Source organism: Paenibacillus herberti (genome assembly GCF_002233675.1).
Classification (GTDB): Bacteria; Bacillota; Bacilli; order Paenibacillales; family Paenibacillaceae; genus Paenibacillus_O; species Paenibacillus_O herberti.
The window spans coordinates 747,013-762,087 of sequence record NZ_NMUQ01000001.1 but is presented as its reverse complement, the minus strand read 5'-3'; the positions used below and the strand labels follow the sequence as shown (position 1 = coordinate 762,087).

Genomic DNA, 15,075 nt, shown 5'->3' with positions numbered 1-15,075 from the left:
CCCTGCGCCCGGTCATCATGCTACGGGTCCAGCCTATATTAAGAGCCTTGCCTGTTATTCGGCAAGGCTCTTTTGGTGCAATTCAACAACGGAACTCGCTGCTCGAACCAACTTACGTAGCGTCATCTGCAGGGAGAACTCTCTTTAACTGCGAAGAGGGTCGCCAACTCCGGCTTGCTCCTCTTGCGAATCAACTTCACCCTGGAACTCCCGCAATAGCCGTTTGATTTCGGCTGATGTACTGCTAGCCATAACATGCTGGAGTACAGCCTTGCTTTCCTCCTGCTGCGTGCGCAGCAGTCTCTCCTTGACCTGCAGAATGGAATGCGAGGACATGCTGAGTCCATCTACATTGAGGCCGAGCCAAATCGGCAGAGCAGCCGGATCTCCAGCCAGCTCTCCACATACACCGACCGATATGCCTTGTCGGCGGCCTGCCTCTACTGTTATCCGCAGCATGCGCAGCACAGCGGGATGGAACGGCTCATAGAGGTGAGAAATTTTGTCGTTCATACGGTCCACTGCAAGCGTGAACTGGACGAGATCATTGGTTCCGATGCTGAAAAAGTCCACCTCGCGAGCGAGCAGCTCTGCAATCATCACCGCTGCAGGCAGCTCAATCATGACGCCGGTTTCCATCGACCGATTGTACGGCTTGCCTTCCCGATCAAGCTCCTCCATCGCTTCCCGCAGCACCCCATTCGCTTCGCGAACCTCCTCTACGGAGGAGATGAGCGGGTACATGACCTTCACATCTCCGTAATGAGAGGCTCGCAGAATCGCTTTAAGCTGTGTACGGAAAAGGTCCCTACGGTCAAGGCTGATCCGGATCGCGCGATAACCGAGAAACGGGTTCTCCTCCTCCGGCAGCTCAAAATAATCGAGATGTTTGTCGCCACCGATGTCGAGCGTACGGATGACTAGAGGCCCACCCTCAAGCTTTTCGGCTACGCTGCGATAGACTTCGAACTGCTCTTCTTCCTTAGGAAACCGAGTCCTGTCCATATAAAGAAATTCCGTGCGGAACAGCCCAACTCCATAAGCCCCGCTGGAAAGCGCAATCTCCAGCTCCTTGAGCGAGCTGATGTTGGCCGACAGGCGCAGCGTTTTTCCGTCAGGGGTCGACGGGTCAAAATGGGCCAGACCTCGCAGCCGATTATGCTCTTCTTCCTGTTGCTGCTTCAGCTTCGTATAGGCGCGGATCTGCTCCACAGTGGGCTTGAGCTCAACGATGCCGCTGCTACCGTCGATGATCAGCAAATCCCCCGTCACCACCGTCTCCTCCAGCTCGCTTTCCACAGCGACTACAAGCGGGATACCGAGAGCTCTAGCCATAATGGCCGAGTGGGATGTGGTGCTCCCTACGAATGTAGCGATGCCCAAAACATTGCTTGGATTGAGGTGCGCAAGCTGGGAAGGTGAAAGCTCCTTGGCTACCAAAATATAAGGCTGCGTATCCGAAGGCAAAGTAATCTCCGGCGCTCCCAGCAGATGTTTAAGCAGGCGATTGCCGACATCACGAATGTCCAGCGCACGCTCCTTCATATATTCATCATCTAGTAGATCAAACATCGTCACGAAGTGGTCGATCGCTTCCTTGACCGCCACCTCGGCTGCTTTATATTGGCGCTCGATCATGCCCTGAATCTCGTTCATAAAAACCGGATCCTCAAGAATCGCAAGATGAGCGTCGAAAATGCTTCTCTCCTCGGGCCCGACGACCTCGCTGAGCTCATCCTTCATCTGCTCGATTTCTACCTTCGAGGTCCGGATGCCTTCATAGAGACGCTCGAACTCCCTTGCCAGATCCGCGACGTCGATTTTTTGCTCCGGCAGGTCCCACTCCCAATTCGGAAGCACAAAACATTTGCCGATCGCGATACCTGTAGAAGCTCCTATTCCCTGAATCATGAGCGTTTCCCTCCAACATTACTGTGCTCGTGCTCGCGCAACGTGACGGACATAACGGCCGTCTGACCGCGTTTCACCGGCTTGAAAGGTCCATAGCCCCACGAACGTACGAGCTGGGGATTCGTAATGACCATCGGCGTTGCCAACGACTTTCCGGTTTTGCGCAGACGCTGAACATCAAATGATATAAGCAGTTGCCCAGGGGTAACTTCATCCCCTTCTTTGACCGCCGCGTGAAAATAATCCTCATCCTTGAGCGTTGAAGTATCGATGCCGATATGCATCAACACTTCCAGCCCTTCTTCTGTGCGCAAACCGATGGCATGCATCGTGGGATAAAGCAAGATGACCTCGCCTTTCACCGGCGCAACCAGCTCCCCCCGATCAGGCAGGAACGCCACACCATCACCGACAAGTTTGCCGGAGAAAATAGGGTCAGGCACTTCGTCCAACGGAATCATCTTGCCCTGTACAGGCGAGCTGAACAGTACCCTTGCATGGTCGCGCTGCATCGTTTTGACCATTTCCTCGCGAATCAGCTCGGAGAAGGTGCCAAACACAACTTGCACATTGCCGCCGCCAAGCCGAATGACGCCAGCAGCACCTAGATCACGTAAAGCGGCGTTATCCATCAGCCGTTCATTGCGAACTTTAATGCGCAATCGAGTGATGCAGGCTTCCAATGTTTCCAGGTTCTCTTTGCCACCCATGGCCTGCAAAATGAGCGGAGCGCGATAAGGAATATCGCTCGCCCAGTCGTCCAACGCCGAACCTTCCTCGCGGCCGGGAGTCGGGATCTGGAATCGCCGAATCGCCCATCGGAAAAGGACATAATACAAGATAAACACGACGATGCCTAGTGGAAGAAGCAGCCAACCCTTGGTCGCTAAATGCATATTGAGTACATAATCAATCGCGCCGGCTGAGAACGAGAAGCCATGCAGGATGCCAAGTTCGTATGTAACCCACATAATGATGCCTGAAAGAAAAGCATGGATGACAAAAAGATACGGCGCAACAAACAGGAAGGCGAACTCCACGGGCTCCGACACACCTGTCAAGAAAGAAGCCAGCGCCGCAGTGAGAAAAGTGCGCTTAATCTTCGGTTTAAGATCCTCCCTGGCTTCTTGTATAATCGCGATCGCGATTGCCGGCAAGGCGAACATCATCGTCGGGTATAAGCCTGCCATGAACACTCCAGCCGTGGGATCACCTGCGAAAAACCGCGGCAGATCACCATACACCATGTTGCCATCGTCCATTTTAAAGCCGCCGACCTGGAACCAGAACACATGATTCAATAGATGATGCAGCCCGAATACGACGAGAATCCTATGCAGGAAGCCATAGAGAAACACGCCAAAGCCTCCAGCGGAAGAAACGACGTCGCCTAGCAATACGAGCCCTCTGCTGAGAGAAGGAGCGATGCCGACCATCAGCATGGAGAAAAGCACACAGACGAAACTGACGAACAAAGGGACAAAACGAGGTCCCCCAAAAAATTGTATGTACTCTGGCAGCCGGATAGATTTAAAACGTTCGTAACTGTACCCGGAGAGCATACCGATCAGAGCGCCGATAAGAACAGTTGGTTGAATCTCATAATGACTAAATTGTACGATCCCGGTATAAATGAACATGCCCGCAAGCGCCGATAACGCAGCTGCGCCGCCATTGCTGGACGTTCCCCAAGCTACTCCTACAGCGAATAAGTAGGGCAAAAATACAAACAGCGATTTACCCGCGACGGATAAATAGTCGGATAACATGGGAAGGCCCAGCACATCCCATGGAAGCATGCTTAAGCTTAAGCAGATTGCCGCTGCGGGCAGAATAATCGTCGGCAGCATGACGGCACGGCCGAGCTGCTGAAGATTGCCCATGAAGTTCATGCTGTTCCTCCTTTTCTGCCACAGTGATAGTTACCGGAATTATCGTAAGCGACAGACTCCCCTTTGTCAAAAGAAAGAAGGCAGGCCGCAAAATGGCCTGCCTGAATCGCTATCCCGCTGCCGCTGAAGGTCTCAGATGCGCCGGATGTCCGGACGCAGAATTGAATCCTCCACCTTGATGCAGCGGTCCATGATGACGGTCAACCCGCCCTCCTGGGCGATTGCCGCTGCTTCCTCGCTGTAAACGCCGAGCTGGAGCCAGAGAATCTTGGCTCCGATCGCGACTGCTTCACGCGCGATAGCAGGCGTGAACTCGCTGCGCCGGAACACATTGACGATGCCGATTGGCTCCGGCACGCTGCCGAGGTCAGGGTAGCTTTTTTCCCCGAGGATGTCCCCTGCTGCTGCAGGATTAACCGGAATGATTCGATATCCCCGCTGCTGCATCGCTTGCGACACACTGTGGGAGGTACGCTCTGGGTTGTCGGACAATCCGACGACTGCGATCGTCGTATTCCCCTCCAGAAGCCCCTTGATTTCTTCCCGTTCAGGATTGACGAATGCCATAGTCGATTCCCCCTTGTGCATGATGACAATGGTGACAACTTGTACTACTTTGCCCCGCGGACTGCTGCTTTACGCTATTCCAGCTATTCCTGCCACTCCACATTTGCTCCGAGCGCCTGAAGATGATCGAAGAAAATCGGGTAAGACTTCGCCACATGATGCGCATCACGGATAAGCAGGGGTTTGCGGCAACGCAGGCCAACTACGGTCAGAGCCATAATGACGCGGTGATCGTAGTGAGCGTTGATTTCTACTCCGCCCTCTAGCCCTTCCGGCTTACCGTGGACAATGATCTCGTCGCGCTTCTCCTCTACCTCAGCACCGGCCTTACGAAGCTCAGCGAGATAGTCGGTAATGCGGTCGCATTCTTTGTAGCGCAGATTCTCCACATTATAAAACCGGGACGTACCTTCTGCATACACAGCAGCGGCTACCATCGCCAGTACGGCATCCGTAGCGGCGTCGCCGTCAAACTCTACCGCCTTGAGGCGCCCGTCGCCACGCACCGTGACGTCATCCCCGTCATAAACCAGCGGAGTTCCCATCATGCGCAGTACGTCTACGACAGCACGTTCTCCCTGCTTGCTCTTTTCTGGCAATCCGTGGATCGTAATGTCTGACTTCGTGACGGCAGCCGCCGCCAGCACCGCCGCAGAGCCAGGATAGTCTCCTTGCACCCGATATGTGCGCGCCTGATAAGTTTGGCGTCCAGGTACGCGGTAAAACATCAGATCCTCAGAAGCTTCGATGACGATGCCTGCCTGCTCCAATACTTCCAGCGTCTGACCAACAACGACCTTGGATTTCAGATCATCCAGCACTTCAATTTCACTATCCCCCTGCAAAAGCGGCGTCAGGAACAGCAGAGCGCTGAGGAACTGGGAGCTTACATTGCCCGAAACGGTGATTTTGCCACCCTTCGGCGCCCCGCCGCGAATCGTGATCGGCAGTCTACCTTCATTGTCATCCACTTCCACGCCGAGCTGGCGCAGCGAGACAATCAAGTCATCATGCGGCCGCTTACCGAGCGAATCGGGATAAGTATTAACAAACGTCACATCCGGGCTAAGAGCCGCTATCGCCATGAGGAAGCGCAGAACCGCTCCAGCGTTGCCCACATTCAGCTCACGTACGTCGCGCGGATGACTGCCAAAACCTTTGATGACAATCTTCTCCCCATCTTCCGTCAGCTCAGCTCCGAGATCGCGGATACAGCGGCGCATCGCGTCGCTGTCCTCGCTATGGGCAGGATAATAAATCGTGCTTGTACCTTCCGCAAGGGCGGCCACAAGCAGATAGCGTGTTGTATAGTTTTTGGAAGAGAGCGCCTGAATGCTGCCCTTCAGTTCCGGTGTCGGCGTTACTAATACGTCCATATTTCATCGTTCCCCTTCTATGTGTCTAAATTCATGAGATAACGCTACGAGTCGGAAGCGCGGTAAAGCCCTGAAGCAAGATGATATGCATTTGCAATTGCCTCAGCCGCTTCATCGGGGGTTAAACTGTCGGTCATGACTTGCAGATGGGCAAAATCATAAGCCCCTTCGCGAGTTTTCAACAGCTCGCGCACTTTAAGCGACGGATCGCCTGCCAACAGTGGCCGGCCCTTGTCATAGCGCACCCGCTCCACAATAATCGCTTCCGAAGCTTGCAAAGCGGCCACAAAAGCTCCACCGATCATTATCCTCCGGTTGCCTTCACGCAGTACTGCTCCGCCTCCTGTCGCAATGACAAGCGGCTCATCCGTCTCTAGCAGCTTGGCTAGCACTTCGGTCTCTGCGTCGCGAAAATACGACTCACCCCGCCGCTCGAATAACTCCGCAATGGAGCAGCCTTGCTCGGCTACGACCTCGGAGTCGGTGTCTGTCCATCTCCAGCCGAGTTTTGCGGCAAGCTTGGCTCCTACCGTCGATTTTCCTGTCCCCATAAAGCCGATCAACATAATTTTTTCATGTATCGATTCAGACGGGCGCATAGTCTCTTCGTCACACCCTTTTTTAATCGTTTTACTTTCGGTTATCATATCATTTTTTGCTAGACAGAGGGTATAAAAATCTCAATATTCCATAAGGATAGTATAAACGAATCAATACCAGCGAAAGGAGGCTGCAGCCGTGGACAAGAGCAGCTACGCCGGATCTCCAGCCGATAAGCGGCTGCGGCGGATTCTCGATTCCAATGTTGGGCTATGCCGGGAAGACGCCATTTGGGCGCTCGATTATATCCGAAAAAAAGTGGCTGACGGAGCCCCTGCCATGCAGGGGCTGCCGCAGCCACGTTTGATGAAAAACTACCAGAGCTTCGCTGAAGCGGCCATGAGCCTACTCTTGTCGCAACGAAGCGGCCCGATGGAAGCGGAGCGCCTGCGCAAAATGCTGCGTGAGGCACTCCATGGGCTTATCCCGGATTAATTTTTGCTGGAATCCATCCACTCAAAGTGGAACGATCCTTCTTTATCGGTACGCTCGAACGTATGCGCGCCGAAGTAGTCGCGTTGCGCCTGCAGCAGGTTGGCTGGAAGACGCTCCGTACGGTAGCTGTCGAAGTAAGCCAGTGCGCTGGAGAAGCCTGGAACCGGAATTCCGCTTGCCACGGCAGCTGTAACAACTTCACGCCATGCGCCTTGGTAGGACTCAACGACATTTTTGAAGTAGTCGTCCAGCAGCAGGTTTTTCAGCTCGGAGTCACGATCGTAAGCATCCTTGATGTTCTGCAGGAAGCGAGCACGGATGATGCAGCCGCCGCGGAAGATCATAGCGATATCGCCGTAGCGCAGGTTCCAGTCGAACTCGTCGGATGCCGCACGCATTTGAGCGAAGCCTTGTGCATAGGAGCAAATTTTGCTCGCGAACAGCGCTTTACGCACCGCTTCAATGAAAACAGCTTTGTCGCCGGTGTAAGGAACAAGTTTCGGACCGTTCAGTACTTTGCTGGCGTGAACGCGCTCTTCCTTCATCGCGGACAGGAAGCGCGAGAAGACAGATTGAGTAATGATGGACAGCGGTACGCCGAGATCAAGCGCGCTTTGGCTCGTCCATTTGCCGGTACCCTTTTGGCCTGCGGAGTCGAGGATAACGTCGACCATTGCCTTGCCGGTTTCCGGATCCTTTTTGGAGAAGATGTCAGCTGTAATCTCAATCAGGTAGCTGTCCAGCTCGCCCTTGTTCCACTCGGTGAAGATCTCATGCAGCTCGTCCGTAGACAGACCAAGCACGGAGCTCAGCAGATGGTAAGCTTCTGTAATCAGCTGCATGTCGCCATACTCGATGCCGTTATGGACCATCTTAACGTAGTGGCCAGCGCCGCCAGGACCGATGTACGTGCAGCAAGGGTCGCCGTTCACTTTAGCAGAGATGCCCGTCAGAATCGGCTCAACAAGTTTATAAGCGGATTCTGGACCGCCAGGCATGATAGCCGGGCCTTTCAGCGCGCCTTCCTCGCCGCCGGATACGCCTGCTCCAACGAAGCGGAAACCTTTGGCTTCGAGGTCCTTGCTGCGGCGCTCGGTATCAGGGAAGTAGGCGTTGCCGCCATCGATGATGATATCGCCCTGCTCCAGATGTGGTACCAGTTCATTGATAACTGCGTCCGTAGGACCGCCAGCTTTGACCATGATCAGAATTTTGCGCGGCACTTCCAGGGAAGCGACGAATTCTTCGATCGTGTAGGCCGGGAACAGGTTTTTGCCAGACGATTCCGCAAGGATCTCGTCTGTTTTTTCGCGTGAGCGGTTATACACCGATACGGTGAAACCTTTGCTTTCAATGTTAAGCGCGAGGTTTTTGCCCATAACGGCCAGACCAACAACGCCGATTTGTTGTTTCGACATAAATTACCATCCCTTTACTAAGTTTATACCGATGCATACTGTTCCTAGTGTACCCATTTTGACCGGATATGCAAATAATTGTACCATGAACGATTCCTACTGCGGAATGTCAGGTACATGAATATTGCATGAACGCGACGTAGTCCTATCCCCCACTCGGCATTGCTTATCGGACCTGCGCCGCTCTTCTCATCGTATTGTCTGAATCCGTTATGAACCCGAATTGCTCGTACAATCCATCTCCCTGACATGGTTTGAAAATGGGGAGCTTGAACAATCCATTCAACGAGTTTTTTGCCGATACCCTCGCCCCGGTACTCTTCATCTACATAGACATCGCATAGATAGAAAAAGGTAACATCGTCCGTAATCACTCTCCAGATTAATTCTCGATTTGTCATCGCTCATTAAGTAGCCTCTATAGACTGTCTCCATTTCCCGCACCTCCACAATCAGTATATAACAGCGCAACTCGCTTGTTTCTTTAGTTCAACAACAACAAGACCCGCCCCACGTATGCTGGGACAGGTCTTGGAGTGTGTAAAGCGAGATGAAGAGCTTGCGGCATAATTGCACAAACATTCGAAAGCTGAATAAGATAGGCATAAGTCCAGAAAATGGGCGCCACATCTCTTGGACGCGTAGCCTTGCCCGACAATCTCGGGCATGTATTGCTACATCTCTAACTGAAGCATTTCCCCCCGCATAACCGCGAGGCGTTCACGGCTCTCATCCGCAGCTTTGTTATCGCTCGCTTGAAGGGCGTCATACAGAACACATAGCTCATAATCCAGCTCGTAACGGAGGACGGCGGCACGCTCTTCAGCGCGAGTCGATTGAAACGCCTTCGTAATCTCTTCCAGGGTGACGACCGGCTTTTTCTGATAAATTATGCGGTGCTCCATCCCCGACACCTCCACGAGTCTGATGATTTCGCCAAACATAATATTTTCAATGACGATCTGACGGTCTTTCATCCGTTTTACGACCGCATGGCCCCGTGTATCACCAATCAGCTTCTCAATCAGCTCGGACAGCTTCTCGTCTTTAATGATATAATCGCCAACAATCTTGTAGCGGTTTTTCATTTTTTGGAATCGGAGCTTCACCAGCTTCCTGCCTGTTCGGATAGAAATAAGGAACTGCGCTTCCGTCTCGCTCCAATAGAGGGAATAACCTTCATGGATCAAATCGCGGATGAGATTCTGGATTTGCCGGCGGTCAAATCGCAGCTCCAAATTGCAATATTCCACTTCGTAGCTCTTGTTCACGGCAATCCCTCCCCTGCTTCATTATTGTTGACTAAATGTTCTGATAATTTGTTCTTACCTGTAGTTTATACTCCATCTTATGTGATGGCAACTTGGTTTATTGACTAATTTTGAAGAAAAGGGCAGATGCCTCACTGGAATGATAGCGTTTCCAAATGGACATCCTTCCGCTAGTCCACTCAGCCCAGCATCCATCGCCCTTGTCCGGCTCAGCTTATCCAGTCCTTTTCCCTCCTGTGTTATACTATATGGACAAGTTTTGCTCCTCATTACCTCCATATCGCTTATAGGAGGTTAAATTTCTAGCCGGAAAGGATGCCCCCATATGACAAAAACCGCATTAGCCGAAGATAAAGTCCCCACCTTGGAGGAACAGCCAAACCACTGCTCTTTTCCCGGTTTTAACTCTTCCGACTTCGACGTCTTCGCCATTCCCGGCCTCGAGGCGCGCATGGAAGCTCTTATCGCTGGAATCAGGCCCAAGCTTGAACAGCTGGGCAATAGGCTGTCGCCGGAGCTCACCATTCTGTCGGGCACCGAATTTTATCCACATGTCGCCAAACATGCCCGCCGCACGGTGAATCCGCCTAAGGACACTTGGGTAGCTTTCTCCCCGAACAAACGCGGTTACAAAGCCCATCCGCATTTTCAAATTGGAATGTGGGGCACTCATGCGTTCATTCAATTCGCTGTCATCTATGAAGCGGATGGCAAAGCCGAGTTCGCGGCCCGCGCACTGGACAAACTCGACGAGATCCGCTCGCTCGTACCGCAAGGCGCCAGCTATATGTGGTCAGGCGACCATATGCAGCCAGGGGCTGTCCCTCATGATGAGATGAGCCGTGATGAGCTGGTCACGTTATTCGAGCGACTGCGCACGGTGAAAGCAGCCGAGCTGTTATGCGGAATTCATCTGGATCGCAATGATCCGCTGCTACAGGATGGCGAAGCCTTTGTCGCCAAAGTCGAATCCGTCTTTCAGACACTGATGCCTCTGTACCAGCTGGCAGCCCGCTAATACCGTCATTACATCAAAAATCCCCGCTTCCAGCTCTGCCGTTGCAGCAGAGAGGAAGCGGGGATTTTTTTGTGGGGGCTAGGCCAGAGAGATTCGTCCACGACGAATAATCAACAGATGAAGCACGAACAGCACGAGCAAAGAAGCTCCACTGATCAGGAAAGGCACATGTGAGCCGAAGCTGTCCCACAGCCGACCGGACATAATAGAACCGATAACCATGCCAAGCCCCTCGATCGTCAGGAAGAATCCCCATATTGCGCCGCGTTCTTCCTTGGGGATCGCTTTGGCGATGAGCGCATTCCAGGCTGGAATGATGCAGGCATAACCCAGGCCGACAAAAGCGACGACGATAAACACAAGCGGCAAACTGCGCATGTAACCGAGCAGCGGCAAGGCGATTGCCGCAAGCAGGAAGCCCGCGTGCAGGAACCAGCGAGTGCCGTAACGGTCCACGCCGCGACCGATCGGGATGAGACCGAGCACGGTAATTGCGCCGCCGGCGAGCAGGAAATAGCTGTACTGCTGCGGCGACAGATGCAGCACTGTTCTCGCATACTGCGTAAGGACTGGCGTCAGCAGGCCAAGCGCGAAGTTCTGAATGAACATTGCCGGATACAGCAGGCGGCTTGCATGGAGGGATTGTCCGACCTTTTGAAAATAGAGCCGAGCTCTCTTGAGCAGCGGTCCTCGCTTAGCTTGCGGCGCTTCCTCCACTGTCCTACCTTCGAGCTCGCGGGAAGCCTTACGCCCTGGCAGTGTAAACGTCACAGTGACAATCGCAACCATGATCACTCCCATCAGCCAAAACGCTGGTTCATAACGGTTGATGATGAAAAAGTTGATCACAATCGGTCCCATGCCAACACCGACGAGCCAGCTCATATAGATGACGCTCATGATGCTGCCGCCCGCTTCGTTGCCAGACACAGCCGTCGCGCCGGTAATGACACAGGGCCAGAGCGGCGAGGTGCCGATGCCAAGCAACACGCATGCTGTGATGATCCAGCCAGTCTGGTCCGTAAACGCGATGATCAATACCGATAGGCTTGTGAAAAGCACACCGAGTAGCATGACCGTGCGGTAACCAATCCGGTCAATAATCCAGCCGAGCGGACTGCGGAAGGCATTGTCCCCGATATACTGACTTGCCAGCGCCCAACCGACGGCATAAGCCGTCAAGCCGAGCTCATCACGCATATACACCGGCAGCACGGATACGAGCATAGCGCCTTTTACAAATTCAACACCGAACATAATAACCAATAACTTGATGACAAAGGGCGATCTCAAAATCTTATTGCTGTTCTTGGGCATGCTCAGCTTCAAGCGAAAACGAACCCCTTTCTTCGTATGCGGCGGGGCGGTGTCGCAGGCTTGCAATCCCCCCCGTACATGCTATACTCAACCTTGTTTGTATACCTGAAATTGAAAGGCTGTGGATGAATACGGTGGACCATAATCGTACCCCTCTCTTCAGCGCGCTCCGCCGCCATGCGGAGAACAACCCGCTGCAGTTCCATATTCCCGGGCACAAGAAAGGTGTAGGCACGGATAGCGAATTCCGGAACTTTATCGGCGACAATGCTTTGTCGATCGATTTGATCAATATAGCTCCGCTGGATGATCTCCATCAGCCTACAGGCGTCATCGAAGAATCCCAGAAATTGGCTGCCGATGCATTTGGAGCCGATTATACCTTTTTTTCCGTACAAGGTACAAGCGGCGCCATCATGACGATGATTATGTCGGTCTGCGCGCCAGGCGACAAAATCATCGTGCCGCGGAATGTTCATAAGTCCATCATGTCCGCGATTATTTTCGCAGGCGCGCGTCCGGTGTTCATTTCCCCGGCTCGCGACTCCAATCTGGGCATCGACCATGGCATCACGACACGCTCCGTAAGGCGTGCTCTGGAACGCCATCCCGACGCCAAGGCCGTGTTAGTGATCAACCCGACCTACTTCGGCATCTGCGCCAACTTGAAGGAAATCGTCGACCTGGTTCACAGCTACGACATTCCAGTTCTTGTTGACGAAGCGCATGGCGTGCTGATCCATTTCAATGACGAACTGCCGATGAGCGCCATGCAGGCAGGCGCCGACTTAGCAGCGACAAGCGTGCACAAGCTGGGCGGCTCCATGACGCAGAGCTCGGTGCTCAACTTGAAAGCCGGACGTGTCAACCCGCAACGTGTACAGACAATCATCAGTATGTTGACCACTACGTCGACTTCTTACATTCTACTTGCTTCGCTCGATACTTCCCGCCGCAACTTGGCAGTCAACGGACACGCGATTGCAGAGAAAGCGATTGGACTGGCTCAACATGCTCGCGAGGAGATCAACGCGATTCCAGGATTGTATTGCTTCGGCAAGGAAATTCTCGGCGGCGAGGCGACCTTTGATTATGACCCGACCAAGCTGACCATTCATGTGCGCCATCTTGGCATTACCGGCTACGAGGCAGAAAACTGGTTGCGTGACAACATCAATCTTGAGGTCGAGCTGTCGGATATGTACAATATCCTCTGCCTTATTACCCCAGGAGATACGGAAGATAGCATAAGCCAACTGCTCGGCGCACTACGTGCGATGGTCGAACATTATCCGCAGGTTGAAGAGGTTCAGGAGCTTGTTGTAAAAATTCCCGAGATCCCTCAGCTGTCGCTCACGCCGCGCGAGGCGTTCTACGGTGAGACGGAAGTGCTTCCGTTCAAGGAATCTGCTGGACGGATCATCGCAGAGTTTATATATGTGTACCCGCCTGGCATCCCGATCCTGCTACCGGGCGAAGTTATCTCGCAATCTAACATCGACTATATCGTCGATCACGTGGAGGTCGGCCTTCCGGTCAAAGGACCTGAGGATCGCAGCATCCAGTTTGTGAAAGTGATTGTAGAAGAATCTGCTATTTTCTAACCTATAGTTTCGCTCAATATGAAAAAAAGGTACAGTTCCTCGGAAAACCGAGATGCTGTACCTTTTTTGTATTTCGTTCGCTCCTCTGAACTCTACTAAATCCGGATATGGGACAGTACCGCAGTCTGCTCTCTGCCAGTGATTAGCTGCATTCCGTCCGTATAACCTTCCTCACGACCTGCCAGCTCCTGGATGAGAATCGAACGCCAGTAACGAATGCGTTCCTGACGATCCTCATCAGCAATTGCATTATGCAGCTCCTGTGGATCATCCGTTAGATCAAAAAATTGCTCTTCCCCCGTTTGGGAATACCAAATGAATTTCTCCTTGCCGTCCGTCACCCAATGGGTGGACAGTATGCCGGATGTATGCTCGCCATGAAGATGGCTGCGCCAGGCCGGAGGGGCTCCACCGTTTTCATTTTGGGCGGATGCGAGTTTCCAGATGCTATCTCCTTCCACCGCCTTCGGAACAGGAACGCCAGCTACCTCAAGCACCGACGGCATAATATCCCTCAGCTCCACGACTTGGTCTGCAACCATGCCGCGCTTCAGGCCGAGTCGATTTCCCGGGTCGTTTACGATAAACGGCACATGGGCGCTTCCCTCATACGGAAGGGATTTTCCAAACAAGTTGTGATCCCCAAGCAGCTCACCATGATCGGAAGTGAACATGATGACCGTATTGTTCTGTTCTCCATATTCATTCAAAGCCTGTAGGAAACGGCCGATCTGGTGATCAAGATGGGTAATCAAAGCATAATAGGCAGCGATCGCTTTGCTCAGGCGGCGTTTTGGCACTAGCCCCCGCCTCGTCGTCGGTGACAACCCAGCCCCATCAGGATCACTCGTTTCCGCCCAATCTCCAACGATCGACTCTGGAATGTCAGCTTCATCATACAGATCCATATAAGCCTGAGGGGGGTCAAATGGTGGATGCGGCCGAACAAAAGACATCCAAAGAAAGAATGGCTTACCGGGGTCCCGGCGCCGCAGAAAATCGATTGACTGTGTCACGACCCAATTCGTCGGGTGATACTTTTCCGCCAAATGCCATGGGCGAGCGACTGTTGATGCGTTGCAATCAAGGCCGAGATCGAGTAAATCTGCACCAGGTACTCGCTCTCGCAGCCACTGCAAATAATCATCAACTTGATCGTAATGCTCCCGCATCGGAATGTTGTGGTTGTTGCGGTTATGATGCAAGTAACCGTCATGAAGCATCACATTATGGAACCCCATTAGATTGCGCGCTGGGTACACATGCATTTTACCGATGCATTGCGTGTGATAACCGGCCTTAGCCAGTTCTCCCGGCAGCGTTTCCTTATAATTCCATGGTACACAATCTTGATATCCAACACGGCCATGTGTTCGCTGCGATTGCCCCGTAAAGATAGCCGCCCTTGCAGGCACACAGCTCGGGGTAGCGGTATAAGCATTGCTGAATCGCACGCCGGATCGGACAAGCTCGTCCAAATTAGGCGTCTCGACCACAGGGTGGCCGGCAATGCTGAGACAGTCAAAACGCATCTGATCTACTGTAATCAGTAAAACATTGGGCTGTTCTTGACTCTTGGGCGAACTCATCGAATTCCTCCTCGGCTATGAGCGAAAACGTCAATCCATTTTAAATCAAACTATTCCAATCCATTTAAACATCCATA

The 15,075-nt window shown here is 52.9% G+C and carries 13 protein-coding genes; 3 read left to right on the top strand and 10 right to left on the bottom strand.

All coding sequences use genetic code 11. The features are described from left to right. Positions 1-144 precede the first annotated feature (144 nt). The 5 genes from ptsP to CGZ75_RS03550 form a co-directional block, all read right to left on the bottom strand. A complete protein-coding gene (gene ptsP, locus CGZ75_RS03570) occupies positions 145-1,911 on the bottom strand; it encodes a phosphoenolpyruvate--protein phosphotransferase (protein ID WP_089522902.1) in 1,767 nt (588 codons plus the stop codon). After that, a complete protein-coding gene (locus tag CGZ75_RS03565; RefSeq protein WP_089522901.1) occupies positions 1,908-3,803 on the bottom strand; it encodes a glucose PTS transporter subunit IIA in 1,896 nt (631 codons plus the stop codon). Before CGZ75_RS03565 ends, ptsP begins: the two co-directional genes overlap by 4 nt. Positions 3,804-3,935: 132 nt before the next feature. Continuing rightward, the gene (locus CGZ75_RS03560; protein WP_089522900.1) at positions 3,936-4,370 is read right to left on the bottom strand and encodes a CoA-binding protein; all 435 of its coding nucleotides are present in this window, start codon (positions 4,368-4,370) and stop codon (positions 3,936-3,938) included. 83 nt (positions 4,371-4,453) lie between these two features. Next, a complete protein-coding gene (aroA, locus tag CGZ75_RS03555; RefSeq protein WP_089522899.1) occupies positions 4,454-5,746 on the bottom strand; it encodes a 3-phosphoshikimate 1-carboxyvinyltransferase in 1,293 nt (430 codons plus the stop codon). 44 nt (positions 5,747-5,790) lie between these two features. Then, complete coding sequence (locus tag CGZ75_RS03550; RefSeq protein WP_245850687.1) at positions 5,791-6,393, bottom strand: shikimate kinase; 603 nt, start codon at positions 6,391-6,393, stop codon at positions 5,791-5,793. A gap of 91 nt (positions 6,394-6,484) precedes the next feature. On the opposite strand from CGZ75_RS03550, the gene CGZ75_RS03545 reads away from it, so the two are divergent. Beyond that, a complete protein-coding gene (locus CGZ75_RS03545; protein ID WP_089522897.1) occupies positions 6,485-6,781 on the top strand; it encodes a hypothetical protein in 297 nt (98 codons plus the stop codon). On the opposite strand, the gene gndA is transcribed toward CGZ75_RS03545, so the two are convergent. The 3 genes from gndA to CGZ75_RS03530 all read right to left on the bottom strand — a co-directional run bounded on the left by gndA (position 6,778) and on the right by CGZ75_RS03530 (position 9,470). Then, positions 6,778-8,199 carry an NADP-dependent phosphogluconate dehydrogenase gene (gene gndA / locus CGZ75_RS03540; RefSeq protein ID WP_089522896.1) on the bottom strand — a complete coding sequence of 474 codons (1,422 nt, stop codon included), beginning with the start codon at positions 8,197-8,199 and terminating at the stop codon, positions 6,778-6,780. The genes CGZ75_RS03545 and gndA overlap by 4 nt on opposite strands. 44 nt (positions 8,200-8,243) lie before the next feature. Beyond that, a complete protein-coding gene (locus CGZ75_RS03535; protein WP_089522895.1) occupies positions 8,244-8,600 on the bottom strand; it encodes a GNAT family N-acetyltransferase in 357 nt (118 codons plus the stop codon). A 273-nt stretch (positions 8,601-8,873) separates the two neighbouring features. Continuing rightward, positions 8,874-9,470 carry a hypothetical protein gene (locus tag CGZ75_RS03530; RefSeq protein WP_089522894.1) on the bottom strand — a complete coding sequence of 199 codons (597 nt, stop codon included), beginning with the start codon at positions 9,468-9,470 and terminating at the stop codon, positions 8,874-8,876. A 325-nt stretch (positions 9,471-9,795) separates the two neighbouring features. Between CGZ75_RS03530 and CGZ75_RS03525 the strand changes: the two genes are divergently transcribed. After that, entirely contained in the window at positions 9,796-10,488 is a 693-nt protein-coding gene (locus CGZ75_RS03525) for a YktB family protein (protein WP_089522893.1), read from the top strand. Positions 10,489-10,566: 78 nt separating this feature from the next. Here the strand turns inward: CGZ75_RS03525 and CGZ75_RS03520 are convergent, their stop codons facing one another. After that, the gene (locus CGZ75_RS03520; protein WP_245850686.1) at positions 10,567-11,817 is read right to left on the bottom strand and encodes an MFS transporter; all 1,251 of its coding nucleotides are present in this window, start codon (positions 11,815-11,817) and stop codon (positions 10,567-10,569) included. A gap of 122 nt (positions 11,818-11,939) precedes the next feature. On the opposite strand from CGZ75_RS03520, the gene CGZ75_RS03515 reads away from it, so the two are divergent. After that, positions 11,940-13,409 carry an aminotransferase class I/II-fold pyridoxal phosphate-dependent enzyme gene (locus tag CGZ75_RS03515; protein ID WP_089524533.1) on the top strand — a complete coding sequence of 490 codons (1,470 nt, stop codon included), beginning with the start codon at positions 11,940-11,942 and terminating at the stop codon, positions 13,407-13,409. A 95-nt stretch (positions 13,410-13,504) separates the two neighbouring features. Here the strand turns inward: CGZ75_RS03515 and CGZ75_RS03510 are convergent, their stop codons facing one another. Then, positions 13,505-14,998, bottom strand: a complete 1,494-nt coding sequence (locus CGZ75_RS03510; RefSeq protein WP_089522892.1) for an arylsulfatase — start codon at positions 14,996-14,998, stop codon at positions 13,505-13,507. Positions 14,999-15,075 lie beyond the last annotated feature (77 nt).